At 63.4% G+C, this 25,406-nt stretch carries 24 protein-coding genes and 1 tRNA gene; 13 read left to right on the top strand and 12 right to left on the bottom strand.

The genetic code is table 11. The annotated features are described in order from the left end of the window. Positions 1-572: 572 nt before the first annotated feature. From HV744_RS08115 to HV744_RS08100, 4 genes are all read right to left on the bottom strand, one after another. Complete coding sequence (locus tag HV744_RS08115; protein WP_175149017.1) at positions 573-3,569, bottom strand: ribonucleoside-diphosphate reductase subunit alpha; 2,997 nt, start codon at positions 3,567-3,569, stop codon at positions 573-575. 529 nt (positions 3,570-4,098) lie between these two features. Beyond that, the gene (gene ampD, locus HV744_RS08110; RefSeq protein WP_175149016.1) at positions 4,099-4,695 is read right to left on the bottom strand and encodes a 1,6-anhydro-N-acetylmuramyl-L-alanine amidase AmpD; all 597 of its coding nucleotides are present in this window, start codon (positions 4,693-4,695) and stop codon (positions 4,099-4,101) included. After that, complete coding sequence (locus HV744_RS08105; protein ID WP_175149015.1) at positions 4,692-4,997, bottom strand: PP0621 family protein; 306 nt, start codon at positions 4,995-4,997, stop codon at positions 4,692-4,694. The genes ampD and HV744_RS08105 overlap by 4 nt, the downstream gene beginning before the upstream one ends. A gap of 9 nt (positions 4,998-5,006) precedes the next feature. Then, the gene (locus HV744_RS08100) at positions 5,007-5,933 is read right to left on the bottom strand and encodes a cytochrome C assembly family protein (protein ID WP_175149014.1); all 927 of its coding nucleotides are present in this window, start codon (positions 5,931-5,933) and stop codon (positions 5,007-5,009) included. Between the two features lie 81 nt (positions 5,934-6,014). Between HV744_RS08100 and ffh the strand changes: the two genes are divergently transcribed. Continuing rightward, positions 6,015-7,382 carry a signal recognition particle protein gene (ffh, locus tag HV744_RS08095; protein WP_175149013.1) on the top strand — a complete coding sequence of 456 codons (1,368 nt, stop codon included), beginning with the start codon at positions 6,015-6,017 and terminating at the stop codon, positions 7,380-7,382. 195 nt (positions 7,383-7,577) lie between these two features. Next, positions 7,578-8,129 carry a hypoxanthine-guanine phosphoribosyltransferase gene (locus HV744_RS08090; protein ID WP_175149012.1) on the top strand — a complete coding sequence of 184 codons (552 nt, stop codon included), beginning with the start codon at positions 7,578-7,580 and terminating at the stop codon, positions 8,127-8,129. A gap of 163 nt (positions 8,130-8,292) precedes the next feature. Here HV744_RS08090 and HV744_RS08085 read toward each other — a convergent pair whose 3' ends face one another. Together HV744_RS08085 and HV744_RS08080 are read right to left on the bottom strand one after the other, a co-directional pair. Beyond that, on the bottom strand, positions 8,293-8,892 hold the full coding sequence (locus tag HV744_RS08085) for a MarC family protein (RefSeq protein WP_175149011.1): 600 nt from the start codon (positions 8,890-8,892) through the stop codon (positions 8,293-8,295). 16 nt (positions 8,893-8,908) lie between these two features. Then, a complete protein-coding gene (locus HV744_RS08080) occupies positions 8,909-10,645 on the bottom strand; it encodes a proline--tRNA ligase (RefSeq protein WP_175149010.1) in 1,737 nt (578 codons plus the stop codon). Between the two features lie 303 nt (positions 10,646-10,948). Between HV744_RS08080 and HV744_RS08075 the strand changes: the two genes are divergently transcribed. Both HV744_RS08075 and HV744_RS08070 read left to right on the top strand, forming a co-directional pair. After that, a complete protein-coding gene (locus HV744_RS08075; RefSeq protein ID WP_175149009.1) occupies positions 10,949-11,689 on the top strand; it encodes an RNA pyrophosphohydrolase in 741 nt (246 codons plus the stop codon). Positions 11,690-11,765: 76 nt separating this feature from the next. After that, complete coding sequence (locus HV744_RS08070; RefSeq protein WP_246278980.1) at positions 11,766-12,323, top strand: CNP1-like family protein; 558 nt, start codon at positions 11,766-11,768, stop codon at positions 12,321-12,323. A gap of 150 nt (positions 12,324-12,473) precedes the next feature. On the opposite strand, the gene proB is transcribed toward HV744_RS08070, so the two are convergent. The 4 genes from proB to rplU all read right to left on the bottom strand — a co-directional run bounded on the left by proB (position 12,474) and on the right by rplU (position 15,625). After that, positions 12,474-13,592: a glutamate 5-kinase gene (proB, locus tag HV744_RS08065; RefSeq protein ID WP_175149007.1), complete on the bottom strand. Its 1,119-nt coding sequence runs from the start codon at positions 13,590-13,592 to the stop codon at positions 12,474-12,476. A gap of 71 nt (positions 13,593-13,663) precedes the next feature. After that, entirely contained in the window at positions 13,664-14,785 is a 1,122-nt protein-coding gene (cgtA, locus tag HV744_RS08060; protein WP_175149006.1) for an Obg family GTPase CgtA, read from the bottom strand. 239 nt (positions 14,786-15,024) lie between these two features. Beyond that, positions 15,025-15,288, bottom strand: coding sequence for a 50S ribosomal protein L27 (gene rpmA / locus HV744_RS08055; protein ID WP_175149005.1), 264 nt, complete (start codon positions 15,286-15,288; stop codon positions 15,025-15,027). Positions 15,289-15,313: 25 nt separating this feature from the next. Next, the gene (gene rplU, locus HV744_RS08050; protein WP_175149214.1) at positions 15,314-15,625 is read right to left on the bottom strand and encodes a 50S ribosomal protein L21; all 312 of its coding nucleotides are present in this window, start codon (positions 15,623-15,625) and stop codon (positions 15,314-15,316) included. A 240-nt stretch (positions 15,626-15,865) separates the two neighbouring features. Between rplU and HV744_RS08045 the strand changes: the two genes are divergently transcribed. From HV744_RS08045 to yacG, 9 genes are all read left to right on the top strand, one after another. Further along, a complete protein-coding gene (locus tag HV744_RS08045; protein WP_175149004.1) occupies positions 15,866-16,858 on the top strand; it encodes a polyprenyl synthetase family protein in 993 nt (330 codons plus the stop codon). A gap of 48 nt (positions 16,859-16,906) precedes the next feature. Further along, positions 16,907-16,983, top strand: a tRNA-Pro gene (locus HV744_RS08040). A gap of 191 nt (positions 16,984-17,174) precedes the next feature. Beyond that, a complete protein-coding gene (locus HV744_RS08035; RefSeq protein WP_175149003.1) occupies positions 17,175-18,473 on the top strand; it encodes an HlyC/CorC family transporter in 1,299 nt (432 codons plus the stop codon). A gap of 150 nt (positions 18,474-18,623) precedes the next feature. After that, positions 18,624-19,919 (top strand): GspE/PulE family protein, encoded by a 1,296-nt coding sequence (locus HV744_RS08030; protein WP_175149002.1) that lies wholly within the window; start codon positions 18,624-18,626, stop codon positions 19,917-19,919. Next, positions 19,916-21,145 (top strand): type II secretion system F family protein, encoded by a 1,230-nt coding sequence (locus tag HV744_RS08025; RefSeq protein ID WP_175149001.1) that lies wholly within the window; start codon positions 19,916-19,918, stop codon positions 21,143-21,145. Before HV744_RS08030 ends, HV744_RS08025 begins: the two co-directional genes overlap by 4 nt. A gap of 27 nt (positions 21,146-21,172) precedes the next feature. After that, a complete protein-coding gene (locus HV744_RS08020; protein ID WP_175149000.1) occupies positions 21,173-22,114 on the top strand; it encodes a prepilin peptidase in 942 nt (313 codons plus the stop codon). Between the two features lie 3 nt (positions 22,115-22,117). Next, positions 22,118-22,720 carry a dephospho-CoA kinase gene (coaE, locus tag HV744_RS08015; RefSeq protein ID WP_175148999.1) on the top strand — a complete coding sequence of 201 codons (603 nt, stop codon included), beginning with the start codon at positions 22,118-22,120 and terminating at the stop codon, positions 22,718-22,720. A gap of 237 nt (positions 22,721-22,957) precedes the next feature. Then, on the top strand, positions 22,958-23,713 hold the full coding sequence (gene zapD / locus HV744_RS08010) for a cell division protein ZapD (RefSeq protein ID WP_175148998.1): 756 nt from the start codon (positions 22,958-22,960) through the stop codon (positions 23,711-23,713). A 113-nt stretch (positions 23,714-23,826) separates the two neighbouring features. Beyond that, complete coding sequence (yacG, locus tag HV744_RS08005; RefSeq protein WP_175148997.1) at positions 23,827-24,024, top strand: DNA gyrase inhibitor YacG; 198 nt, start codon at positions 23,827-23,829, stop codon at positions 24,022-24,024. Positions 24,025-24,096: 72 nt separating this feature from the next. On the opposite strand, the gene HV744_RS08000 is transcribed toward yacG, so the two are convergent. Next, on the bottom strand, positions 24,097-24,519 hold the full coding sequence (locus HV744_RS08000; RefSeq protein ID WP_175148996.1) for an NUDIX domain-containing protein: 423 nt from the start codon (positions 24,517-24,519) through the stop codon (positions 24,097-24,099). Next, positions 24,516-25,385: an ATP-binding protein gene (locus HV744_RS07995; protein ID WP_175148995.1), complete on the bottom strand. Its 870-nt coding sequence runs from the start codon at positions 25,383-25,385 to the stop codon at positions 24,516-24,518. The genes HV744_RS08000 and HV744_RS07995 overlap by 4 nt, the downstream gene beginning before the upstream one ends. Positions 25,386-25,406 lie beyond the last annotated feature (21 nt).

The following is a 25,406-nucleotide window of genomic DNA, read 5'->3' as shown; positions in this document are numbered from 1 at the left end:
GTTCAACGGACTGTGTATGACGCGTCGAGTGAAGCGTGTTGAACGCGTGTCGTCGACGTGCTTCGCGAGCTCGAAGAGCAGCGTGTCGAAGCGACATTTCGCTGCTCTATCTATCTGTATTGCGGAGCCTGTCTGCAGCGTCTTGCGGTTGCTGACTGCTGCCTCGCGTGGCTCGTCGCGGTGGTCCGCGTGGACCGCGTAGTCCGTTACATCTGCGCTAGCGAGGTGAAGTTCAATGCCATGTCGAGCGATGCACGCGGCCGGTCAGGTTGATCGACCCATCGATCGAGGCGTTTGCCGAGCGCGCTGTGTCGCGCGCTTCGTCCGGTGTTGCCGACTGCTGATTGCTGCTCTGCCGCCGAGCCTGTCACTTCACGACTTCAGTTGCCTGCATTGCTGCACTGCTGTCGATGAGCGGCACGACTTCGATCCCTTCACCTGGTTCGGTCTCGCTCGCCGCGCCGCTCGTCGGCTTCACTTCTGTTTCGTCTCTACCCGGTGCCTGGATCGCTGCATGCGGGTCATCACCTACCACCCGTCAGCAAGCAGCGATCCTGCTGCCTGCCAGATACTTACTGGCAAGCCTCGCACTCTTCAAAGCCAGGGTCGCCCGGACGCATCATGCACACCGGACCATCCGCTTCCGGCGCTGCTTCCACCGCGACGGCCGGCGCTGCCGCAGCAGCCTGGATACCGCCCGATGCTGCGCCGCCGCTCACGCCGAAGCCACCCGCCGCGCCGCCTGCTGCACCGCCCGACGCTTCGCCGCCACCCGAGCTCACCGCGTTCAGCGCGCCGTGCGCCACCGTCGACTTCTCGACGTGCGTCGCCGCCATCGTGCGCAGGTAGTAGGTCGTCTTCAGACCGCGCACCCATGCGAGCTTGTAGATCTCGTCGAGCTTCTTACCCGAGGCGCCGCCCATGTAGATGTTCAGCGACTGCGCCTGGTCGATCCACTTCTGACGACGCGAGGCCGCCTCGACCAGCCACACCGGATCGAGTTCGAACGCGGTTGCGTAGATCGCGCGCAGGTCGGCCGGAATGCGGTCGATGCGCGACAGCGTGCCGTCGAAGTACTTCAGGTCGGCGACCATCACTTCGTCCCACAGGCCGCGCGCCTTCAGGTCGCGCACCAGGTAGTCGTTGACCACCGTGAATTCGCCCGACAGGTTCGACTTCACATACAGGTTCTGGAAGGTCGGTTCGATGCAGGCCGACACGCCGATGATGTTCGAGATCGTCGCCGTCGGCGCGATCGCGACGCAGTTCGAGTTGCGCATGCCGTAGGTGGCGATGCGCGAACGCAGTTCGGTCCAGTCCATCGACTCGCTCGAATCGACTTCGACATAGCCGCCGCGCGCCTGCTCGAGCAGCTTCACCGAGTCTTGCGGGAGGATGCCGCGATCCCACAGCGAGCCGCGGTAGCTCGAATAGCGGCCGCGCTCCTGCGCCAGCTCGGTCGACGCGTAGTAAGCGTAGTAGCACACCGCTTCCATCGACGTGTCGGCGAACGCGACCGCCTCTTGCGACGAGTACGGCGTGCGCAGCAGATGCAGGCAGTCCTGGAAGCCCATGATGCCGAGGCCGACCGGACGGTGCTTCAGGTTCGAGTTACGTGCCTTGGCGACCGCGTAGTAGTTGATGTCGATCACGTTGTCGAGCATGCGCATCGCCACGCTGACGGTGCGCTTGAGCTTGTCGTGGTCGAGCGCCAGCGTGCCGTCGGCCTGTTCCTTCAGGTGCGCGACGAGGTTCACCGAGCCCAGGTTGCAGACGGCGATTTCGGCGTCGCTGGTGTTCAGCGTGATTTCCGTGCACAAGTTCGACGAGTGGACGACGCCGACGTGCTGTTGCGGCGAGCGCACATTGCACGGATCCTTGAACGTGATCCACGGGTGGCCGGTTTCGAACAGCATGCCCAGCATCTTGCGCCACAGTTGCGCCGCCGGAAGCTTCTTGAACAGCTTGATCTCGCCGCGCGCGACCTTGTCTTCGTAAGCCGTGTAAGCCGTTTCGAACTCGGCGCCGAACTTGTCGTGCAGGTCCGGGCAGGTGGACGGCGAGAACAGCGTCCAGTCGCCGCCTTCCATCACGCGCTTCATGAACAGATCGGGAATCCAGTTCGCCGTGTTCATGTCGTGCGTGCGACGACGGTCGTCGCCGGTGTTCTTGCGCAGTTCGAGGAATTCTTCGATGTCGAGGTGCCACGTTTCCAGGTACGCGCACACCGCGCCCTTGCGCTTGCCGCCCTGGTTCACGGCGACCGCCGTGTCGTTGACGACCTTCAGGAACGGCACGACGCCTTGCGACTTGCCGTTGGTGCCCTTGATGTGCGAGCCGAGCGCGCGCACACGCGTCCAGTCGTTGCCCAGACCGCCGGCGAACTTCGACAGCAGCGCGTTTTCCTTCAGCGCTTCGTAGATGCCGTCGAGGTCGTCGTCGACCGTCGTCAGGTAGCACGACGACAGTTGCGAACGGCGGGTGCCCGAGTTGAACAGCGTCGGCGTCGACGACATGAAGTCGAAGCTCGACAGCACGTTGTAGAACTCGATCGCGCGCGCTTCACGGTCGATCTCGTTCAGCGACAGGCCCATCGCGACACGCATAAAGAATGCCTGCGGCATTTCGATGCGCACGTTGTCGTGATGCAGGAAGTAGCGGTCGTACAGCGTTTGCAGACCGAGGTAGCCGAATTGCAGGTCGCGGTTGTTGTCGAGCGCGGCGCCCAGGCGCTTCAGGTCGAACTGCAGCAGCTTGTCGTCGAGCAGCTCGGCTTGCACGCCGCACTTGATGAACTGCGGGAAGTACTCGGCGTAGCGCTCGCCCATTTCGGCTTGCGTGACTTCTTCTTCGAGGATCTCGCGGCGGATCGTGTGCAGCAGGATGCGCGCGGTGACCTGGCTGTACGCCGGGTCCTTTTCGATCATCGTGCGCGCAGCCAGAATCGCCGAGTCGTAGACCTGGCTCATCGGCACGCCGTCGTACAGGTTCTTCACCGTTTCCGCGACGATCGGCTCGGCGCTCACGGCGTCGCCCAGGTTCGCGCAGGCGGATTCGATGATGCCGCGCAGCGCAGCCAGATCGAGCGGACGCGTGACGCCGTTGTCGGTGACGTTCAGACCCGGCGCGCTGCCGGCGACCTGCTCGTCATGACCGCGCGCCTGCGTGCGCTTCTCGCGATACAGCACGTACGCGCGAGCGACGTTGTGTTCGCCGCCGCGCATCAGCGCGAGTTCGACCTGATCCTGAATGTCTTCGATATGGAACGTGCCGCCGTTCGGGCGGCTGCGCACGAGTGCGCGCACCACGTTCTGCGTGAGCTGCTCGACCAGTTCGCGCACCCGCGCCGATGCCGCGCCTTGACCACCGTTGACGGCCAGAAATGCCTTCGTCACGGCGATGGCGATCTTCGACGGTTCGAACGACACCACGCTGCCATTGCGACGGATCACCTTGTAGTCGGCGTAGGTCGTCTGCGACGCGAGCGCTTGTGCGCCTTGTGCCTGGCCGAAGGCCTGGCCAGTCGGTGAGCCCTCATACCGGGTCGTCACGTTGTCGGTGGTTTGCATGGGCAAAGCTCCTGGTCTCTGGAAATGTTGCGGCGAGTGCCGCGGATTAAATCGAACGCCGCGCTGGCGCGTGCGCAAGCGATGGGGTGCAGGAAAAAGGCCGGCCGGGCCGGTTGGCGGGATGCGACTGCGAAGAAGCCTGGTTCGAATTCGTAACGGTCTTCATCGTGTCTGTCGCGATCACTTGCCAGGTCCTTTTCCTGAATGCTTCTGGATGCCGCCGGTGGTCCTACCGGCTGCGTCACAGGAATTTTTTTCGTTGCCTGGAACGCTTGGGGCGCCATGCTCGGAGAGCGGGCGCCGCATGACTTATGCACTCAGTTATGCACAGAGTTATACACACCAAACACAAGATATAGTGCAAAACTGAATTTGTGGCACCAAGTATAGTGGAGATTCAAGACAGATCAAATCGATTTATTTGCCTTCAAAGTCTTGACATCCGGATCGCGCGGCGCGCAGCCGCCTCCCCGGAGAACAAGGCAGCGCCTCGTTCTCCTCGCATCACGCGAACTCGCGCGAAGGGTCGTTACGGCGTTTCGGAAAACTTGAGATAGGGGAAATACCGATCGGCGAGGGACGTGTCGCTTTGCAGACGCTGCCACTCGAAATGAGGCCCCGGATCGGTCTTGCGGCCGGGGGCGATGTCCGAGTGACCGGCCAGCGCTTCGACCGGATAGCGCGCCTTCAGCGCGCTCACCAGCGCACCGAGCGTGCGGTATTGCGCCGCTTCGAAGGCAGTGGTGTCGCTGCCCTCCAGCTCGATGCCGATCGAGAAATCATTGCAGCGCTCGCGGCCGAAAAAATTCGACGGCCCGGCGTGCCACGCGCGCTCGTTGCACGACACGAACTGTTCGAGCGCGCCGTCGCGCTGAATCACGAAATGCGCCGACACCCGCACGCCGCGCAGGTGCGAGTCGTAGTACGGGTGGGCGTCGCAATCGAGCGTGTTCTGGAACAGTTCGGCGATCGCCGTGCCGCCGAACTCATTGGGCGGCAGGCTGATGTTGTGGACGACGATCAGCGTCGGCACGGCCCCTTCAGGGCGCGCTTCGAAATTCGGCGATGGCAGTTTGCGTGCGGCAGCGACCCAACCGTCGGCATCGACGGCGACCTCGACGCTCATCGAGCGTCGCGGCCCGTGGGACGCGCGCCGTGACGCTGCGCGTGTGCGGCGCTGCAGAACGGCTGCCCCGCCACCATCACCGAGTCGCTCTTCGGCGCATGCACGCCGCACTCGACGCAGCGGATCATCGGCTCGGCGAGTTGCGGCGCGTCGCCGTTCGCGCCTTTGGCGCCGCCAGCGGCGCCACTCGCGCCAGCACCGGCGCCGGTACGTTGCGCCATTTGCGCGTCATGACGACGCAGCGCCTTCACCAGCCATTGGCCGACGATGAACAACAGGATCAGCAAAAATATTTGTCGCATGGGACACGCTCACACTACAGCACGGTGCAACAGCACCTCGAAAACAAAACGGCTGCCGACGTACGCCAGCAACAGCGCGACGAACGACGCCAGCACCCAGCGCAATGCCGCACGGCCGCGCCAGCCGGACACCTTGCGCGCGGTCAGCAGCGCGCCGAACATCACCCAGGAAAGAATCGCGAAGACGGTCTTGTGATCGAGCCGCAACGCGCGGTCGACCAGTTGTTCGCTGAACAGGATGCCCGACAGGAGGGTCAGCGTCAGCAGCACGAAACCCGCGCCGATCAAACGGAACAGCAGCTTCTCCAGCGTCAGCAGCGGCGGCAGCGTATCGAGCCAGCTCGACAGCCAGCCGTTGCCCGCCGCGGCCGCATGTCGCTGCGCGATGCCGCCGCGCATCGCATGCAGACGCCGCTCGACCAGCAGCATCAGGATCGCGTGCAGCGCCGCGATCGCAAACAGACCATATGCGATGTTGGCGATCAGGAAGTGCAGCTTGAACATCGGCGCGGCCGAATACGGCAGCACGCGCACGCCGTTGAACGCGAGCGGCAACAGCGACGCGACGCAGGCAAGCGGCAACACCAGCAGACGCAGGCCGTCGAGCGGAAAGAAAAAGCTCTCTATCCAGTAGATGCCGGCGCCGAGCCAGAACATCGCCGACAGCGCGAACGCGAACCCGAACACCATTGCGTTCTGCGGAAAGATGGTGGTGTGCAGCAGCACGCCGTGCGCGAGCAGCGCGACGAACAGCAGCGCACGGCCCGACGTGCTCATGCCCGAAGCAGCGGAAGCGGCCGGCGCGCCCGCGGCGGCGGGCACCGGCGGCACGCTCTCGAGCATGGGTCGCACGGCGGCGAGCCGGTGCGCGCGCCAGCCAGCCACGGCAAGACCGCCGTAGAGGAGCGCAGTGAGGGCATACAGTACAATATCCATATTCGAAGTTTACACTAGGCCCCTACTCCGCGACGTCTTCCACTTCGCGCGCTGCCCGGGCCGCACTGTTCATCGCTCCCCATGCTCGACAATCTGACTCAACGGATGGCGCGCGTCGTCAAGACGCTGCGCGGCGAAGCCCGGCTCACCGAGGCGAACACCCAGGAAATGCTGCGCGAAGTACGCCTCGCGCTGCTCGAGGCCGACGTGGCGCTGCCCGTCGTGCGCGAGTTCATCGCCAAGGTGAAGGAAAAGGCGCTCGGCGAGGAAGTCATCAGCAGCCTGTCGCCGGGTCAGGCGCTGGTCGGCGTGGTGCAGCGCGAGCTGACCGCGATCATCGGCGGCGACTATGAAGGCAAGGCGGTCGAACTCAATCTCGCCGTCACGCCGCCGGCCGTCATCCTGATGGCGGGTCTGCAAGGCGCCGGTAAGACGACCACGGTCGGCAAGCTCGCCAAGCTGCTGCGCGAAAAGTACAAGAAGAAAGTCCTGACCGTTTCGTGCGACGTCTACCGCCCCGCTGCTATCGCGCAGTTGAAGATGGTGACCGAGCAGGTCGGCGCGGACTTCTTTCCGTCGGAGCCGGATCAGAAGCCGGTCGACATCGCGCGCGCCGCGGTGGACTGGGCCAAGCGCCACTATCACGATGTGCTGCTGGTCGACACGGCCGGCCGTCTGGGTATCGACGAAGCGATGATGCAGGAAATCGCCGCGCTGCACAGCACGCTGAAGCCGGCGGAAACGCTGTTTGTGGTCGACGCGATGCTCGGCCAGGATGCGGTGAACACCGCGAAGGCCTTCAGCGACGCGCTGCCGCTCACCGGCGTGATCCTCACCAAGCTCGACGGCGACTCGCGCGGTGGCGCGGCGCTCTCCGTGCGTCACGTGACGGGCAAGCCGATCAAGTTCGTCGGCGTCGCGGAAAAGCTCGACGGCCTCGAAATCTTCTACCCGGATCGCATGGCGAACCGGATTCTCGGCATGGGCGACATTCTTGCCCTCGTCGAAGAAGCGCAACGCGGCGTGGACGTTCAGGCCGCGCAGAAGCTCGCCGACAAGGTCAAGAAAGGCGGCGACTTCGACCTCAACGATTTCCGGGCGCAGCTCACGCAAATGAAGGGCATGGGCGGCCTGTCGTCGCTGATGGACAAGCTGCCCGCACAGTTCCAGCAGGCCGCTGCCGGTGCCGATATGAGCCAGGCTGAAAAGCAGATGCGCCGCATGGAAGGCATCATCAATTCGATGACGCCTCTGGAGCGCGCGAAGCCCGATCTGATCAAGGCCACCCGCAAGCGCCGCATCGCCGCGGGCGCGGGCGTGCAGGTGCAGGAAGTCAACCGCATGCTGAACCAGTACGACCAGATGCGCACGATGATGAAAAAGCTGAAGGGCGGCAATCTGCAGAAGATGATGCGTGGCATGAAGGGGATGTTGCCCGGCATGCGCTAAGCTTTAGCAAGACGGCGCGCGCGTGTCCTGTGCACGAATCACGGCACGCGTGGCTGACTCAGGGTTCGTGCGGGTTTATTCTGTACCACAGGCCGCCGTTCCCCAAGAGAACTTCCTTCGGGGCGTCCCTCAAGGGGACTTCCTGTGGGGCGTTCTCACTCACTCTATGTATACAGTTACCGCCCGTCAGACGTCATGAACCGCGAAGAAGCCCTCCACATTTTTAGCCACTCCGAAGAAATCGTTTCGGCCAATGACGTCAACGCGTCCATCAGCGGCATGGCGGCCGCCATTCGCGACGAGATGAGCGAGGACTTCCCGCTCGTGCTGTCGGTGATGGGCGGCGCCGCGGTGTTCACCGGCATGCTGCTGCCGCACCTCGATTTTCCGCTCGAATTCGATTACATCCATCTGACCCGCTACCGCAACACCACCAAGGGCGGCAACGAGATGCAATGGCGCGTGGCGCCGGCCGAGTCGGTGAAGGATCGCGTGGTGCTGGTGCTCGACGACATCCTCGACGAAGGCGAGACGATGGCCGCGATCCGCGACCGCATCCTCGCGATGGGCGCCAAGCGCTTCCTGAGCGCGGTGCTGTGCGAGAAGATCATTCCGAAAGCCAAGCCGTTGCGCCCGGATTACTGCGGCTTCGAAGTGCCGGACCGCTATGTGTTCGGCTGCGGGATGGATGCGAAGGGTTACTGGCGTAACCTGCCGACGATTCGCGCGCTGACCGAAGGCGCTTGAGCTGCCTTCGGAGCAGCCGCTGTCATGGCGGCATGCCTCGGTCTCGGTAAAGAGGTTGGTGTAAGAAGAAGCGGCTCGCGTGGGCCGCTTTTTTGTTGGTGCGGTTAAAAGGGCAATGCGAGGGCACGCACCGCTTTCGCTGAAGGGCTCGCGTGGCCCGGCATCACAGGTGTTGCACGAAAGACCGGATACCGCCGAGCATCATCTCGACCGCGATCGCCACCAGCACCAGGCCCATCAGCCGCTCGAAGGCCGTCATCGTGCGTTCGCCGAGCCACGCCTGAATGCGCTCGGCCAGCATCAGCACGATCGCGCAGACGACCATCGTGACGGTCAGCGCGCCGATCCACTCGTACATCTTGCCCGGCGCCTGCGACGTCAGCAGCATCACCGTTGCCAGCGCCGACGGACCCGCCAGCGCCGGAATGGCGAGCGGCACGATCAGCGGCTCGCCGCCGCGCGCGTCGCCGCCGAATGGACCGTCCGGGTGCGGGAACACCATTCTGAGCGCGATCAGAAACAGCACTATCCCGCCGCCGATGCGCAACGACTGATCGCTCAGGCTCATCATGCGCAGAAAGCCCTGCCCCAGCACCATGAAGAGCAGCAGGATCGCGAAGGCGATCGCTACCTCACGGAGAATGACGATCGCGCGACGCTCGGGCGACACGCTGCGCAGGCAGTTGATGAAGATAGGAATATTGCCGAGCGGATCGGTGATCAGAATCAGCAGGACGGTCGCGGACAGGAAGGTGTACTCCACTGTCTGTCCGCTCCGCTCAATGCGCCAACGCCGCGCGCACTTTCCCGATGACCGTCTGGGCGGCGTCCTCGACCGGCAGCAGCGTCGCCTCGGCGTCGCGGCGGCCCTGGTATTCGAGCTTGCCGTCCTTGAGGCCACGGTCGCCGATCACCAGACGATGCGGCACGCCGATCAGCTCCCAGTCGGCGAACATCACGCCCGGGCGCTCGCCGCGGTCGTCGAGGATCACGTCGATGCCCGCTTCGACCAGTGCCGCATACAGCTTGTCGGCCTGCTCGCGCACGGCGTCGCTGCGGTCATAGCCCATCGGGCACAGCACGACTTCGAACGGCGCGATCGACTCCGGCCAGATGATGCCCTTGTCGTCGAAATTCTGTTCGATCGCGGCGCCGAGAATGCGCGTGATGCCGATACCGTAGCAGCCCATTTCCATCGGCTGCGGCTTGCCGGTTTCGTCGAGACAGTTCGCGCCCATCGCTTCCGAATACTTCTTGCCGAGCTGGAACACGTGGCCCACTTCGATGCCGCGGCAGATGTCGATCTCGCCGTTGCCGTCCGGCGACGGATCGCCCTTCTTCACGTTGCGAATGTCGGCGACGACCGGTTCCGGCAGATCGCGGCCCCAGTTCACACCGGTGGTGTGGTAATCCACCTCGTTCGAGCCGACCACGAAGTCGCTCATGTTCGCGACCGTGCGATCCGCGACGACCTTGACCGGCTTCTTCGTGTTGATCGGACCGAGATAGCCCGGCGGCGTGCCGAAGGTCTCGATGATTTCGGCTTCGGTCGCCATGCGGAAGTCGGCCAGACCGGGCAGATTGCCCGCTTTGATCTCGTTCAGATCGTGATCGCCGCGCAGCATCAGCAACCAGATGGTCGGCTCGGCGCCTTCGTTTTCCGTTGCGAGGACGATCGACTTGATCGTGCGTTCGAGCGGAATGTTCAGCAGCTCGGCCACGGCCTCGCACTTCGCCTTGCCGGGCGTGGCGGTCTTCTTCATGTCTTCAGCCGGCGCGGCGCGTTGCGCGTAGAGCGGCAGCGCTTCAGCCGCTTCGACGTTCGCCGCGAAGTCCGAGGTCGGGCAATAGGCGATCGCGTCTTCGCCGGTTTCGGCGATCACGTGGAACTCGTGCGAGCCGCTGCCACCGATCGAACCGTTGTCCGCCGCCACCGCACGGAAGTCCAGACCGAGGCGCGTGAAGATCCGCACGTACGCGTCGTACATCTTGCTATACGACTCGCGCAGACCTTCTGCGTCCTTGTCGAACGAGTACGCGTCTTTCATGATGAACTCGCGACCGCGCATCACGCCGAAGCGCGGACGGATTTCGTCGCGGAACTTCGTCTGGACCTGATAGAAGTTGACCGGCAACTGGCGATAGCTCTTGATCTGGTTGCGCGCGATGTCGGTGATCACTTCTTCGTGCGTCGGGCCGAGCACGAAGTCGGATTGCTTGCGGTCCTTGAAGCGCAGCAGCTCGGGGCCGTACTTTTCCCAGCGGCCCGATTCCTGCCACAACTCGGCCGGCTGCACCGACGGCATCAGCAACTCAATCCCGCCTGCCCGGTTCATTTCTTCGCGCACGATGGCTTCCACCTTGCGGATCGAACGCAGGCCGATCGGCAGGTAGTTATAGATGCCGCCGGCGACGCGGCGGATCATGCCGGCGCGCACCATGAGTTTATGGCTGACGATCTCGGCGTCGGCGGGAGCTTCTTTCAGGGTGCCGATAAAGAAACGGGAAGCTTTCATTCAGATTTTCCAAAAGCGGCGGCTCCGGAGGGACCGCCCGAAAGGTGAAAACGGTGGGGAAATCAACACAGATCCGGCGCTGAGCCAGCACGGTTCGCCCGACACCGGCAGCGCTGCCCGCAACGCGGCGCCGAAGTCGCCGCGCAAAGCCTTTTGCACAAGGGATAAGGCACGGAAAGACTGACAGGCTACCGCAAATGCGGGCCTCTTGCGGCGATTCGTTCCATTCTGGTGCGATTCGGTGCGTCGGACCCGTTATCTGTTTATAATCAAAGCAATTTTAAAGGATTCGAAGGTGGTTGTATGCTGGATCGTGAAGGCTTTCGCCCGAACGTCGGCATCATCCTCTTGAACGCGCACAACGAGGTGTTTTGGGGCAAACGGCTCCGTGAACATTCCTGGCAGTTTCCGCAAGGGGGCATCAAGTACGGAGAGACCCCCGTGCAAGCGATGTATCGGGAGTTACACGAAGAAACCGGGCTGCTTCCTGAGCACGTCAAGGTGATCGGTCGCACGCGCGACTGGTTGCGTTACGAGGTGCCTGACAAGTTCATCAAGCGCGAAATACGCGGTCATTACCGCGGCCAGAAACAAATCTGGTTCTTGCTCCGGATGGTGGGACGCGACTGCGACATCTGCTTGCGCGCCACCGACCACCCAGAGTTCGATGCGTGGCGCTGGAACGAGTACTGGGTGCCGCTCGACTGTGTGATCGAGTTCAAGCGGGATGTGTATCAGTTGGCGCTGACGGAGCTATCCCGTTTCATGCGCCGGGCTGCGCCGCGTGCGGAAAAACCTGGCGGGCACCATGGGCAGCGTTATCCCCGGATAGCGTCGTCAATGGAAAGTCCGCCGGATTCCTCGGTAATGACGGTGACTTCGGTCACCGCCGTCGGCATCGAAACATCGGTTCACGTCACGATCGCGTCCGATTGCGGTCCGAACTCCGGGTCAGCGGCCGAGGTGGGCGCAGGCTCGGAACACGAAGGCGAATCGGCTGGCGAACCCGCCGGCTCGCTGTTCCGCCCGGGCGTGCGCAATTAACAACTCTGTGCGGCTGTCCATGCCGCCTCTGCTGGCGCGGCTCCTCGAGCCGCGCCAGTGTTTCGAGGAAACCATATTGAAAGCACTTGCACTCGTCGTGGCGTTCGTCGCCACCGGCGCCCTGCTGGCTGGCTGTTCGAGCGCCGGCAAACCCACCAATCAAGACGACAGCGCGTTTGTCTACCTGCTGGACCGCAAGGGCAACTGGGTTGAAAACAAGGTGGATACCTTGCCTCCGCTGCCGCAAGACTCGAGTCTGCTGCCTTTCGAAGTGTCGGGCAACACGCCGCTGCAGTTCGCGATCGATCGGAACTCGCTCAGCGTGGGCACCGACGGCGTGGTTCGCTATACCGTGGTCGTGACGAGCCCGAGCGGCGCGCGCAACGTGAATTATGAAGGGATCCGCTGCGACACCTATGAATGGCGTCTGTATGCGGGCTTGAATGCGGATCACGACGGCTGGGACAGGACCGTCGAGAACGGGTTCTCGCGCATCGAGAACGGCGCGCTGAACGCGTATCACGCGGCGCTGTATCAGGATTATCTGTGCGCGAACAAGATTCCCACGGGCAACGCCAAGCAGATTGTCGAGAACATCCGCTACAAGCGCACCGCGACCTCGTTGATTCACTGAGGCTCTTCCCGTGAGCGCGTTTTGAGATCCGAGCGCGCCATGGAGATGAAATAAAGCCGTTCCAGCGTCCGCTGGAACGGCTTTTTTATGGGCCGTGCGCGCCTGCCGCCGGTCAGGTCAGGTCAGGTCAGGTCAGGTCAGGTCAGCGAATCAGACCAGCACCAGGTTGTCGCGATGGATCAACTCGGGCTCCAGCATGTAGCCGAGCACCGATTCGATTTCGCCGCTCGGACGTCGCTGAATCAGCTTGGTTTCCGCGCTGCTGTAGTTCGTCAGGCCGCGCGCCACCTCGCGCCCCGCGGCGCTCAGGCAAGCGATCACCTCACCGCGCGCAAACGCGCCCTGCACGCCGACAATGCCGATCGGCAGCAAGCTCTTGCCGCCTGCGGTCAATTTTTCGACCGCGCCATCGTCGATCACAACATGGCCCCGCACCTGCAGATGATCGGCCATCCATTGCTTGCGCGCCGCCATCCGCGCAGTGCGCGCGATCAACTGCGTGCCGATCGCCTCACCCGAAGCCAGTCGCGACAACACATCCGCTTCGCGCCCGCTCGCGATCACCGTATTGGCGCCGCTGTGCGCCGCGCGCTTCGCGGCGAGAATCTTGGTCAGCATGCCGCCGCGACCAAGGCTCGAACCCGCGCCGCCCGCCATCGCCTCGAGGTCCGGCGCACCCGCATCGGCCTGCTGAACGAGCATGGCGTTCGGGTCCTTGCGCGGATCGGCGGTGAACAGGCCTTGTTGATCGGTGAGGATGACGAGCGCATCGCCTTCGATCAGATTGGCGACCAGCGCACCCAGCGTGTCGTTGTCGCCGAATTTGATTTCGTCGGTGACGACCGTGTCGTTCTCGTTGATGATCGGCACCACGCCCAGACGCAACAGCGTGAGCAAGGTGGAGCGGGCGTTCAGATAGCGCTCGCGGTCGGCGAGGTCGGCGTGAGTCAGCAGAATCTGCGCGGTTTGAATGGAGTGCTCGGCAAAGCGGCTTTCGTACACCTGCGCGAGACCCATTTGACCGACGGCCGCGGCCGCCTGCAATTCGTCGATTTCGCGCGGCCGTTTGGTCCAGCCGAGCCGCTGCATTCCTTCGGCGATGGCGCCCGAACTGACCAGCACCACTTCCTTGCCTTGCGCGCGCAGCGCGGCAATCTGCGCGGCCCAGCGGCCGATCGCAGCATGATCGAGACCGCGCCCGTCATTCGTGACGAGGCTCGAACCGACTTTCACTACCAATCGCCGTGAATCTGCGATGACGGAACGCATTGTGCGCTGTCTCCCAAGATGATGCGTGACGCATGCCGGCAGCCCGCTGAGGCGCCGGCGCTCGAGCTTTTTTATTCCTGCGGGTCGGCGCTGGATTCGTCAGCGGCGGCCGGTGCTTCCGGCTTTGCGCGAAAACGCACGTCGGCGGCGAGCTCTTCGGCCTCCGCTGCGCGTTGCGCGTCCGAATGCGTGGCGATGTGGTCGAACACCGCGTAACAGAGATTCTCGCAACCCTGACCGGTCAACGCCGAGATTTCGAACACCGGGCCGTCCCAACCGAAGCCTTCGAGGAATGCCGAAACACGCGCTTCACGGTCGTCTTCGGGCACCATGTCGAGTTTGTTCAGCACCAGCCAGCGCGTTTTTTCATACAGCAACTCGTCGTACTTGCGCAGCTCGTTGACGATCGCCTTGGCTTCCGCGACCGGGTCGACCGCGTCATCGAACGGTGCGAGGTCCACGATGTGCAGCAACAAGCCGGTGCGTTGCAGGTGGCGCAGGAACTGGTGACCAAGGCCGGCGCCTTCCGCCGCGCCTTCGATCAAACCAGGAATGTCGGCGATCACGAAGCTGCGGCTCGGCCCGACACGCACCACGCCGAGATTCGGCGCGAGCGTGGTGAACGGGTAATCGGCGATCTTCGGCTTCGCGTTCGACACCGACGAGATGAAGGTCGACTTGCCCGCGTTCGGCATGCCGAGCAGACCGACGTCGGCCAGCACCTTCAGTTCAAGGCGCACCATACGGCGCTCACCCGGCTTGCCGTCGGTCTTCTGACGCGGCGCGCGGTTCGTGCTGGATTTGAAATGCAGATTGCCGAGACCGCCCGCACCGCCCTGCGCGATTTGCACGCTCTGGTTGTGCTCGGTCAGATCGGCGATCAGCTCGCCAGTTTCCATGTCGGTAATCGTGGTGCCGACCGGCATGCGCAACGTGATGTCGTCGCCGCCCTTGCCGTAGCAGTCCGCGCCGCGGCCGTTTTCGCCATTGCGCGCCAGATGTTTTTTCGCGTAGCGGTAATCGATCAGCGTGTTGATGTTGCGGTCCGCGACCGCGATCACGCTGCCGCCCCGGCCGCCGTCACCGCCATCCGGGCCGCCGAACGGAACGAATTTCTCGCGGCGCATCGACGCGCTGCCATCCCCTCCGTCGCCGGCGATGACTTCAATCCTCGCTTCGTCAATGAACTTCATGCGTAACTCCGTCCCGTGGTGTACTGGCAGATGGTGCTGCTAGATCTTGATGCTATCGGATGCTGCTATTTTGCCGCGCCCGCCGCGCGTTGATCAATCGACCGAACGGCATAGCCGCGCCGGCATGAACGATCGATCCCTCCGATCCGGCGAAAGCGCCGCGCAAGCGCCGCAATAAAAAAAGCCCCGCTAACTTCGCGGGGCCTTTTTCCGGTCCTGAAGCCCGTGCCTGACTAAACTCAGACTGCTGACGGGACGACGTTGACCATGTGCTTCTTCGCTGCGCCTTTCGTCGAGAACTGGACGTGGCCGTCCGTCAGCGCGAACAAGGTGTGATCCTTGCCGATACCGACGTTTTCACCAGCGTGCATACGCGTGCCGCGTTGACGGACGATGATGCCGCCAGCGTTGATAGCCTGACCGCCGTAAACCTTCACGCCAAGACGCTTCGATTCAGAGTCCCGGCCGTTGCGGGATGATCCGCCTGCCTTTTTGTGTGCCATTTGATTTGCTCCTTAACCGGTGCGCTTACGCGTTGATCGCGTCGATGCGCAGTTCGGTATAGTTCTGGCGGTGGCCGCCATGCTTCTGGTAGTGCTTCCGGCGACGCATCTTGAAGATGGTCACTTTTGCGTGACGACCTTGCGACACGACGGTAGCCTTGACGGAAGCCCCACCGACCAGCGGCGTACCGAACTTAATCGATTCGCCTTCGCCTACTGCGAGAACCTGGTCGAGCGTGATTTCAGCGTCAATGTCTGCCGGTATCTGTTCTACTTTAAGTTTTTCGCCGACAGCAACTTTATACTGCTTGCCACCGGTTTTTATGACCGCGTACATTGAGAACCTCACTCTGTGTTCATTTTTCCCACGCACCGCGCGCGGAAACGCATGATTATACATAGAGTTAGCTGCTCGGTCAAAACTCATTGCGGGCCGCCGCGCGCGGAGCCTGGCGCCTCGCCGCGCAGCCCCGGCGCGTGGCCCTGAATGTGGCCCCGAGTGCGCCGCGCCGCAGCCTGCGACCCGGAACTGCCCCGATTCGCCTTATAATTCGCGGCACTACCCAATTCAGCCATCATGTCGTCGACTGCCACCCCCTCCTCCAACGCCGCCAGCCTGCTTGCTCCGATCGCCGAAGACATGCAGCAGGTCAATCGCGTCATCCGGCACCGTCTTGCATCCGACGTGATGCTGATCAACCAGATCTCCGAGTACATCATCAGCGCCGGCGGCAAGCGGCTGCGGCCCGCGCTGCTGTTGCTGGTGGCGGGCGCGCTGGGTGAAACCACGGGGCACCGGCATGAACTGGCCGCGGTGGTCGAATTCATCCACACCGCCACGCTGCTGCACGACGACGTGGTCGACGAATCCGATCTGCGGCGCGGCCGGCAGACCGCCAATGCGCTGTTCGGCAACGCGGCGAGCGTGCTGGTCGGCGACTTTCTCTACTCGCGCTCGTTCCAGATGATGGTCGGCGTGGGCAAGATGCGCGTAATGGAGATTCTGGCGGAGGCGACCAACATCATCTCCGAAGGCGAAGTGCTGCAATTGCTGAACATGCACGACGCGGACGTCGACGAAGCCCGCTATATGCAGGTGATCCGCTACAAGACCGCCAAGCTGTTCGAAGCGGCCGCCCAGCTCGGCGCGGTGCTGGCCGGCTCGGACGCGAAAACCGAAGCGGCCGCAGCGGAATTTGGCCGCCGCATCGGCACCGCATTCCAGATCATGGACGACTGGCTCGACTATACGGGCACGGCCGAATCGATGGGCAAGAACGCCGGCGACGATCTCCGCGAAGGCAAACCCACGCTCCCGCTGATCTATCTGATCGAACGCGGCACGCCGGAGCAATCGGCGCTCGCGCGCGAAGCGATCGAGCAAGGCGGCACGGCTCGTTTCGACACGATTTTCGAGGCAATCACGCGTTCCGGCGCGTTGGATCACACGCTCGAATGCGCGAAGCAGGAAGCTCAGGCAGCCGCCGCAGCAATTTCTTCATTTCCTGATTCCATTTTCAAAGATAGCCTGCTAGAATTGTGTTCTTACTCGACGGCAAGACAGTCTTGAACGAGACTGAAACGCCGGATTAGTCTGAATCGAGTCCGCAGTACAAATCGGGGTGTAGCTTAGCCTGGTAGAGCGCTACGTTCGGGACGTAGAGGCCGGAGGTTCGAATCCTCTCACCCCGACCAGATTTGCCTTGTTAGTTCAAGGCTCGAAAAACCGCCCAGCTTGCTCGGCGGTTTTTTGTTTTGGGCGCAATTTTTTTGCTGCCCGCCGGCCCCGCCGCAAGCGTGTGGTTCGACTGACGCCGCCGCCCGGACGGCTCGCCCAGCCCCCTCTGCTATATTCTCTCCATCCTCTCCCCTATTCTTCACGACGCGTGGAACAACTTCCCTTATGGGCGCAGATTGGCGCCGTCTTTCTGCTGCTTATCTGCTCCAGCTTTTTCTCGATTTCCGAAACGGCGATGATGGCGCTCAACCGCCATCGCCTGAAACACCTTGCCAACCAGAACGCGCTCGGCGCGAAGACCACTCAGGGTCTGCTGGCTCACACCGATCAACTGTTGAGCGTCGTGCTGATCGGCAACAATCTGTTCAACACGATCATCCCGGTGCTCACCACGTCGATCGCGCTGCACACGTTCGGCCGCAACAACCTGGTGCTGTCGATCGCGACCGGCATCGTCGCGTTCCTGATCATCGTGTTCGCGGAGATCACGCCGAAAATCGTTGGCGCGACGTTCCCGGAGAAAATCGCGCTGCCGGCCAGCCTGCTGATCGCGCCGATGATGCGCGCCGCCAAACCGCTGGTCTGGTTTGTCAATCTGTTTGCAACCGGCATCTTGCGTGTGCTGCATATCAATACGAAAGGCGCGCGCGATCAGCGTCTGTCCACTGAAGAACTGCGCACCATCGTGCTGGAGTCGGGCAGCTTCATGCCGACCAAGCACCGCAGCATCCTGCTGAACCTGTTCGACCTCGAAAACATTTCCGTCGACGACGTGATGATCCCGCGCCGCCGGATCGAGGCGCTCGACTTCGCCGCACCGTTCGAACAGATCCTGCATCAACTGGAGACCTGCTATCACAACAAGCTGATCGTCTATCAAGGCGACATCGACCGTGTATTGGGCGTGCTGCATGTTCGCAAGACGCTCGCGGCCCTGCACAACCAGGAACTGGAGCGCGAGACGCTGCGCGAGTTGCTGGCCGAGCCGTACTTCGTGCCGACCGGCACGCCTGTCTTCCAGCAACTGCAGTACTTCCAGGAGAGCCGCCACCGCACCGCGCTGGTCGTCAACGAATACGGCGAGCTGCAAGGTCTGGTCACGCCGGAAGACATCATCGAAGAGCTGATCGGCGAATTCACCACGTCGATTCCGCGTAGCGCCAACTCGCGCGGAGGCTGGAACGAAAACGGCGAATGTATCGTCGCGGGCAGCATGCCGCTGCGCGAGCTGAACCGCTGGCTGCAACTCACGCTGCCCACCGATGGGCCGAAAACGCTCAACGGCCTGATCCTCGAAATTCTCGAAGACATTCCCGACGGCGACGTGTGCGTACAGATTCGCGACGTCAAACTCGAAGTCATGCGTAGCGACGACCAGGCAATCCGCACCGTCAAGCTGTTCAAACCGCCGACGCGCACCAAGTCCGGCAAAGCGCTGCTCGGCTGAGTTCCGCGTCGTCAGTCTCCGCTATGCTGCCGCCAGCATCGCACACCCGCATGGCGCGCGCCATTAGCCGATTGGCTGAGTGGCGGCGCCCGCCGCGTTACCGGAAGATGAAGCCGTCATGTTCTACAGGCGGCTCACCACCGGTCTCTCATGCAGGCTTCTTTTCAATCGGCGGCAACATCGCCGCGGCCCACCTCTTTCGATGGCGACAGCGCGACACGCGCGAAGCCGAACCCCTTCGCCGTCGAAGGGAGCGCGGAAAATCTCACCGATCCCGACAACGCGCCTGCCGTGCGTCTATTGACCGACACGTTGCAGGAAGCAACCCGCCGCAATGCTTCGGACCTTCACATCGAACCGGCCGAGCACGGCTGGCGTGTGCGTCTGCGAATCGACGGCGTACTGCATGAAATCCCGCAACCGCCCGCTCATCTGCGCGACGCATTCATTACGCGAGTGAAGGTGCTGGCGCGCATGGATATCGCCGAGCGGCGGGTGCCGCAAGACGGCCGGCTGCGCATCGCGACGTCGCCCGGCCGGGTCGAGGACTATCGCGTCAACTCGCTGCCGACGCTGTTCGGCGAAAAGCTGGTGTTACGCCGGCTCGACGCACTGCCCACCGATCTATCGCTCGACTCGCTCGGCCTCGATCCACGGCAACGCGAGACAGTCGACGCGGCGATCCGCGCGCCGCACGGACTCGTGCTCGTCACCGGCCCCACCGGCAGCGGCAAGACTCTATCGCTGTACTGCTTCCTGAATCTGCTGAATGGCGGAGCGCGCAATCTGTGTTCGGTGGAAGATCCGGCGGAGATCCAGTTGGCCGGCATCAATCAGGTCAGCGTGCGCGAAAAGGCAGGACTGACATTCGCGGTGGCGCTGCGTGCGTTTCTCAGGCAGGACCCCGACGTGATCATGGTCGGCGAAATCCGCGACAACGAAACCGCCGATGTCGCCGTGAAAGCCGCGCAAACCGGCCACCTCGTCCTGTCGACCCTGCATACGAACGACGCGCCCGCCGCCGTCGCGCGCCTGATCGATATCGGCGTCGAGCCATACAACCTGGCGGCCGCGCTGCGAATGGTCACGGCACAGCGGCTGGTGCGGCGCCTCTGCCCGAGGTGTCGTGCGCCCGCGCCGCAATCGGCGGCTGCGCTTCGTGCAGCGGGATTCGACGATCATCAGCTCGATGGCTGGCAGCCCTACGCGGCGTCCGGATGCGCGGCTTGTCATGGCATCGGCTACCGGGGCCGCGTCGGGGTTCATCAGGTGATGCCCGTCTCCGATGCGATGCGCGAGCTGATCGTGGCGAGCGCCGGCACCCATGAGCTTGCGCGGCTCGCGCAAACCGAACAGGTCGCCACATTGCGCGATGCGGCGTTGGCGCGTGTGCGCGACGGCACCACCAGTCTCGCTGAAGCACTGGCAGCCACCGAAATCGCATGAACCCAGCCACGAACCACCGGCCTCTTGCGGCAGACCTGCGCTTCAGATGGCGCGGCGTCGACACCGACGGCGCACACAAAAACGGCACGCTGATCGCGCCGGACGCGGGCACGGCACGCACCATGCTCAAACGCGAAAACCTGTTCATCGTCGAACTCACCGCGCATGGGCCAGCGCCACGCCCGACAGCCCGCGTCGCGGACGTCACGCTGTTCACCCGCCAGCTCGCCAGTCTGCTGCGTGCCGGTTTGCCACTCGCGCCCGCGCTGGATCTGCTCGCGCAAGCACAGTCCTCGAACCGGCAAGGCATGCCGCGGATCGTCGGCGCACTGGCGCGCGACATCACCGCCGGCCTGCGTTTTTCGGCGGCATTGCAACGACACCCTGCGCAATTCAATGCGCTGTACTGCCAGCTTGTCGAAGTCGGCGAGGCGGCCGGCGCGCTGGCCGCCGTCCTCGCACGGATCGCCGACGACCGCGAACGCGCCGCCGCCCAACGCGCCAAAGTGCGCGCGGCACTGACGTATCCGGTCGCGATCCTGTTGCTGGCGATGGCGATTACCGCGGCCTTGCTGGTGTGGGTCGTGCCGACCTTCAAACAGATCTTCGACGGCTTCGGCGCGAAGCTGCCCGCGCCGACGCAATTCGTGCTTGCGTTATCGTCCGGCGCGGCGCGCTGGAGCATTCCGGTATTCGCGATGCTCTTCGCGTCGAGCTCGGCGGTGACGTTTCTACTGCGGCGTTCCGAAACGGCGCGCATCCGCTTCGCGCGCTTATCGCTAAGAATGCCGGTCGCCGGTCCGCTGCTGGGCACGCTGTGCGCGGCACGCTGGAGCCGCGCGCTCGGCACCTTGCTGTCGGCCGGCACGCCGCTAGCCGACGCGTTCGACTCACTGACTCACGCCACCGGCAACGCCTTCTTCGACCGTGCCACCGTGGAGATCGCCGCGCGGCTGCGGCGCGGCGAACGGCTCGCCGCAGCCATGCGCGCGGCGCGCTGCTTTCCGCCTGAGGTCGTACAGCCCGTTGCGGTTGCCGAGGAGTCCGGAGCACTCGACACGATGCTGATCGACGTGGCGTCGCTCGCGGATCGTCAGGTAGACGAAAAGATCGGCACACTATCGAGCCTGTGCGAGCCGCTCGTGATCGTCGTGCTGGGGACGCTGGTCGGCGGCCTGGTGATCGCGATGTATCTTCCCATTATTCAACTCGGCAACGTAGTGTAGGATCGCAGCCGAATCCATCCCTTATCTATGCAGGCTCATTTTTCACTCGTGCCAGAAACTTCTTCCAGCCTGCTCTCGGGCTCGCTGCCCAGCCACTTCACGACCGGTCTCGCGCTCGCGTTCGGCAGCTTGCCCGGCGGCCTGCAGATCGCATTTGCGATCGCGTTCGGCCTCGTGATCGGCAGCTTCCTGAACGTGGTCGTGCATCGACTGCCGATCATGCTGGAGCGGGCATGGCGCGCGGAAATCAGCGACGCCACCGACGAACCGCCGGCAGAAGACGGCCTGCCTGCACGCTACAACCTGTGGGTGCCGCGCAGCGCCTGTCCGCATTGCGGCCATGTACTGAGCGCCTGGGAGAACCTGCCGGTGCTCAGCTATGTGCTGTTGCGCGGACGTTGCTCCGCCTGCAAAGCGCACGTGAGCCTGCGCTATCCGCTGCTGGAAATTGCCAGCGCCGCTTTCGCAGCAGGCGCTCTCGCGCTGTTCGGCCCGACCATGACGGCGCTTGCCGCCTTCGGACTGTGCGCGGCGCTGCTCGCGATGAGCGCGATCGACTTCGACACGCATTTGCTACCGGACTCGATGACGCTGCCACTCCTCTGGGCAGGCATCATCGTCAACTTCAACAGCATGTTCGCGAGCCTGCACGATGCGGTGCTCGGCGCTATCTTCGGTTATCTGGTGCTGTGGGTCGTGCATTGGCTGTTCCGGCTGGTGCGCGGCATCGAAGGTATGGGCTATGGCGATTTCAAGCTGCTCGCAGCGCTCGGCGCGTGGCTCGGCTGGGCCGCGCTGCCGCAGATCGTGTTGATCGCGGCGGTTGCCGGCGCGGTGATCGGCCTCGCGGCAATGTGGCGTGGCCGCATGCGCTTCGAAGAGCCGCTGCCGTTCGGACCGTTTCTCGCAGCGGGTGGCGCTATTACGCTGTTTCTCGGCACACCGCTTTATCTGGCTCTGGGAGGCTGAAGCATGTTCGTTGTGGGACTGACCGGCGGCATCGGCAGCGGCAAATCGACCGTCGCCGATCTGTTCGCCGCGCACGGCGTGCCGCTGGTCGACACGGACCTGATCGCGCATCGCATCACCGCACCGCACGGCATCGCGATGCCGCAGATTGCCGCCGAATTCGGCGCTGCGTTCGTCGCCGCCGACGGCTCGCTCGACCGCGCCCGCATGCGTCAGCTCGTATTCAGCGACGACGGCGCCCGCAAACGCCTCGAAGCCATCACGCATCCGTTGATTCGTGCGGAGACCGAACGCGAGCAGCGCGAAGCGCAAGGCCCTTACGTGATCGTCGTGGTGCCGCTGCTGGTCGAGTCCGGTAGCTGGAAGGGCCGCGTGAACCGCGTGCTGAGCGTCGATTGCAGCGTCGACACGCAGATCTCACGCGTCATGAGCCGCAACGGCTTCAGCCGCGACCAGGTGCTGGCGATCATCGCCCGCCAGGCCACGCGCGAAGCGCGCCTCGCCGCCGCCGACGACGTGATCGACAACGACAACGCGCCGCTCGACGCGCTGAAAGCACAAGTCGATGCGCAGCATCGCGCGTATCTGTCCCTCGCGAGCGCGTGAGCCGAACTCGCGCCGTGCGCCAGACGAATCCACGCACAGCACACGAAGACAGCGCGCCAGTCTTCGCCCATTCATTGAACTTTGCGGCAGCGCGCGAGCCGAAGCACGCAGAAACCACCCGGAACACGTGAAAAAAGTTGCGAAAGCACGCTGAAAAAGTGCGTCATTGCTAGGGTAGTCTCGCGGCATTAGAATGTTCTGCATTCCCGTCACCGACCACGCCCGAGGCGAGCCCGCTTGATCCTTTACGAGTATCCCTTCAACGAGCGAATCCGGACGCTGCTGCGCCTCGAAGACCTGTTCGAGCGCTTCACGTTCTTTCTGACTCAGGAAGACGCCAAGGAACATCACGTCGCACTGACAACGTTGTTCGAAATCTCAGAAGTTGCGGGTCGCGCAGATCTGAAGTCCGATCTGATGAAGGAACTCGAGCGCCAACGGCAAACGCTGGCGCCGTTTCGCGGCAATCCGGGCATCGAGCAGAACGCGCTGGAGGCGGTGCTCGGCGAAATCGAACAGACCCTCGCGGGACTTGCGCAGATGCAGGGCAAGACCGGCCAGCATCTTGCCGACAACGAGTGGCTTGCCAGCATTCGCAGCCGCGCGATCATCCCGGGCGGCACCTGCAAGTTCGATCTGCCGTCCTACTATGCGTGGCAGCAGCTTCATCCCGATCAGCGCCGCCAGGACATCGCCAAATGGGTCACGCCGCTGCTGCCGCTGCGCGACGCGGCGACCATCGTTCTGCGGCTCGCGCGCGAATCCGGCCAGGCGTCCAAGGTGATGGCGATGCAGGGCAGCTATCAGCAGATGCTGTCGGGCCGTTCGTATCAATTGATGCAGGTTCGGGTGGCGCCTGAATTGCGGGTAATTCCCGAGGCAAGCGCTAACAAGTACATGCTCTGGGTACGTTTCACGGTGCAGGACGGCGATCTGCGTCCGCGTGCGGTGGATGTCGACGTACCGTTCCAGCTCACGCTTTGCAGCCTGTAATCAGGCCCGCAACGCTCGGCCGCTAAATCCGGATCGAGGGAACGCGCCTTTAAAGCGGCGCGAAATGCCCTATATTCGTTACTTGTTCCGTTCGCGATTGACTGCCTGACCGTATGCCTACCGTCGTCAAATGCCCCACCTGCGGCAAGGATGTCCGCTGGACCCCTGAAAACCGCTTCCGCCCGTTCTGCTCCGATCGCTGCAAGCAGATCGATCTCGGCGCCTGGGCCGCTGAGAAGTACAAGATTGGCGGCACCGATCAGGAAGCGCCGTCGGACGGGACGCCTGGCGGGGATTACAACCCGCATTGAGCGTGGCCCATTGTGAGGGCCGCGCGGACGGGCGCTGCTAGCTCAGCGCCCGCTACCGCGCGCCTTTGCCCATCAGTTCTTTTCAGCCGCGAGCCATTCCAGCACAGGAATGGTCGCCGGCAACAGCGGCGCGACGTCGGCAGGCAGCGCCTGCCAGACAAAAGCCTGGCCTTCACGGCCGTGCGGCTCGCCGGACCACTGCGTCACCTTGCAGAAGAAAAGCCGCACATAGGCGTGCGGGTAATCGTGTTCGAGCGTATGCCAAAGATGGCTCGCCTTCACGTCGATACCCAGCTCCTCATGCAGTTCACGCGCAAGCGCGGCTTCGACCGATTCGCCCGCTTCCAGCTTGCCGCCCGGAAACTCCCAGTAGCCTTCATACGGCTTGCCCGCGGGACGTTGCGCCAACAGATAGCGTCCGTCCGGCTGAATCAGCACGCCGACGGCGACTTCCGTCACCGGCCGGCCGGCGGCGTTGTTCTGCGCGTCGCTCATGCCGGGGTCTTCCGGCCGGACCAGTCGCGCGCGAACTGCCACGCGACGCGCCCTGAGCGCGACCCGCGTTCGAGCGCCCACACCAGCGCATCGCCACGTGCCGCTTCGACTTCAGCGTCGTCGCAGCCGAAATAGCGCAGCCAGTGAGCGATGATCGACAGGTAGTCGTCCTGCTTGAACGGATAGAAGCTGACCCACAGCCCGAATCGCTCGGACAGCGAGATTTTTTCTTCGACCAGCTCGCCAGGATGAATTTCGCCGTCGGCCATGTGCTTGTACGTCTCGTTGTCGCTCATGTACTCGGGCAACAGATGGCGGCGGTTCGACGTCGCGTAAATCAGCACGTTGTCCGACTGCGCGGCGATCGAGCCGTCGAGCGCGACCTTCAACGCCTTGTAGCCCGACTCGCCGTCTTCGAACGACAGGTCGTCGCAGAACACCACGAAGCGCTCCGGCCGCTTCGCGATCAGGTCGACGATATCGCCGAGATCGTGCAGATCGTCCTTGTCCACTTCGATCAGACGCAGGCCGTCTTTTGCGTACGCGTTCAGGCACGCCTTGATCAGCGACGATTTGCCGGTGCCGCGCGCGCCCGTCAACAGCACGTTGTTGGCCGGCTGCCTGTGCACGAATTGACGCGTGTTCTGCTCGATCAGCCCTTTCTGGCGTTCGATGTTTTGCAGATCCTCGAGCGTGATCGACGAGATGGCGGACACCGGCTGCAGGTAGCCGCGCCCCTGGCGCTTGCGCCAGCGAAAGGCGACCGCGGCCGACCAGTCGATTGCAGGTTCGGCAGGCGGAAGCATGGCTTCCAGGCGGACGAGCACGGCTTCGGCCCGGGTCAAAAACTGTTCGAGTTTGTCCATGACGGTGAAGTAAGCGGCCAG

The organism is Paraburkholderia ultramafica, from assembly GCF_902859915.1.
GTDB classification, from domain to species: Bacteria; Pseudomonadota; Gammaproteobacteria; order Burkholderiales; family Burkholderiaceae; genus Paraburkholderia; species Paraburkholderia ultramafica.
Note: the sequence above shows the minus strand (reverse complement) of the source record. Positions and strands in the feature narration are given on the sequence as shown.

Coding starts and splice junctions, on each gene's coding strand:
- HV744_RS08115 (WP_175149017.1), bottom strand. CDS start 3,569: ATGCAAACCACCGACAACGTGACGACCCGGTATGAGGGCTCACCGACT.
- ampD (WP_175149016.1), bottom strand. CDS start 4,695: ATGAGCGTCGAGGTCGCCGTCGATGCCGACGGTTGGGTCGCTGCCGCA.
- HV744_RS08105 (WP_175149015.1), bottom strand. CDS start 4,997: ATGCGACAAATATTTTTGCTGATCCTGTTGTTCATCGTCGGCCAATGG.
- HV744_RS08100 (WP_175149014.1), bottom strand. CDS start 5,933: ATGGATATTGTACTGTATGCCCTCACTGCGCTCCTCTACGGCGGTCTT.
- ffh (WP_175149013.1), top strand. CDS start 6,015: ATGCTCGACAATCTGACTCAACGGATGGCGCGCGTCGTCAAGACGCTG.
- HV744_RS08090 (WP_175149012.1), top strand. CDS start 7,578: ATGAACCGCGAAGAAGCCCTCCACATTTTTAGCCACTCCGAAGAAATC.
- HV744_RS08080 (WP_175149010.1), bottom strand. CDS start 10,645: ATGAAAGCTTCCCGTTTCTTTATCGGCACCCTGAAAGAAGCTCCCGCC.
- HV744_RS08075 (WP_175149009.1), top strand. CDS start 10,949: ATGCTGGATCGTGAAGGCTTTCGCCCGAACGTCGGCATCATCCTCTTG.
- proB (WP_175149007.1), bottom strand. CDS start 13,592: ATGCGTTCCGTCATCGCAGATTCACGGCGATTGGTAGTGAAAGTCGGT.
- cgtA (WP_175149006.1), bottom strand. CDS start 14,785: ATGAAGTTCATTGACGAAGCGAGGATTGAAGTCATCGCCGGCGACGGA.
- rpmA (WP_175149005.1), bottom strand. CDS start 15,288: ATGGCACACAAAAAGGCAGGCGGATCATCCCGCAACGGCCGGGACTCT.
- rplU (WP_175149214.1), bottom strand. CDS start 15,625: ATGTACGCGGTCATAAAAACCGGTGGCAAGCAGTATAAAGTTGCTGTC.
- HV744_RS08045 (WP_175149004.1), top strand. CDS start 15,866: ATGTCGTCGACTGCCACCCCCTCCTCCAACGCCGCCAGCCTGCTTGCT.
- HV744_RS08030 (WP_175149002.1), top strand. CDS start 18,624: ATGCAGGCTTCTTTTCAATCGGCGGCAACATCGCCGCGGCCCACCTCT.
- HV744_RS08025 (WP_175149001.1), top strand. CDS start 19,916: ATGAACCCAGCCACGAACCACCGGCCTCTTGCGGCAGACCTGCGCTTC.
- HV744_RS08020 (WP_175149000.1), top strand. CDS start 21,173: ATGCAGGCTCATTTTTCACTCGTGCCAGAAACTTCTTCCAGCCTGCTC.
- coaE (WP_175148999.1), top strand. CDS start 22,118: ATGTTCGTTGTGGGACTGACCGGCGGCATCGGCAGCGGCAAATCGACC.
- yacG (WP_175148997.1), top strand. CDS start 23,827: ATGCCTACCGTCGTCAAATGCCCCACCTGCGGCAAGGATGTCCGCTGG.
- HV744_RS08000 (WP_175148996.1), bottom strand. CDS start 24,519: ATGAGCGACGCGCAGAACAACGCCGCCGGCCGGCCGGTGACGGAAGTC.
- HV744_RS07995 (WP_175148995.1), bottom strand. CDS start 25,385: ATGGACAAACTCGAACAGTTTTTGACCCGGGCCGAAGCCGTGCTCGTC.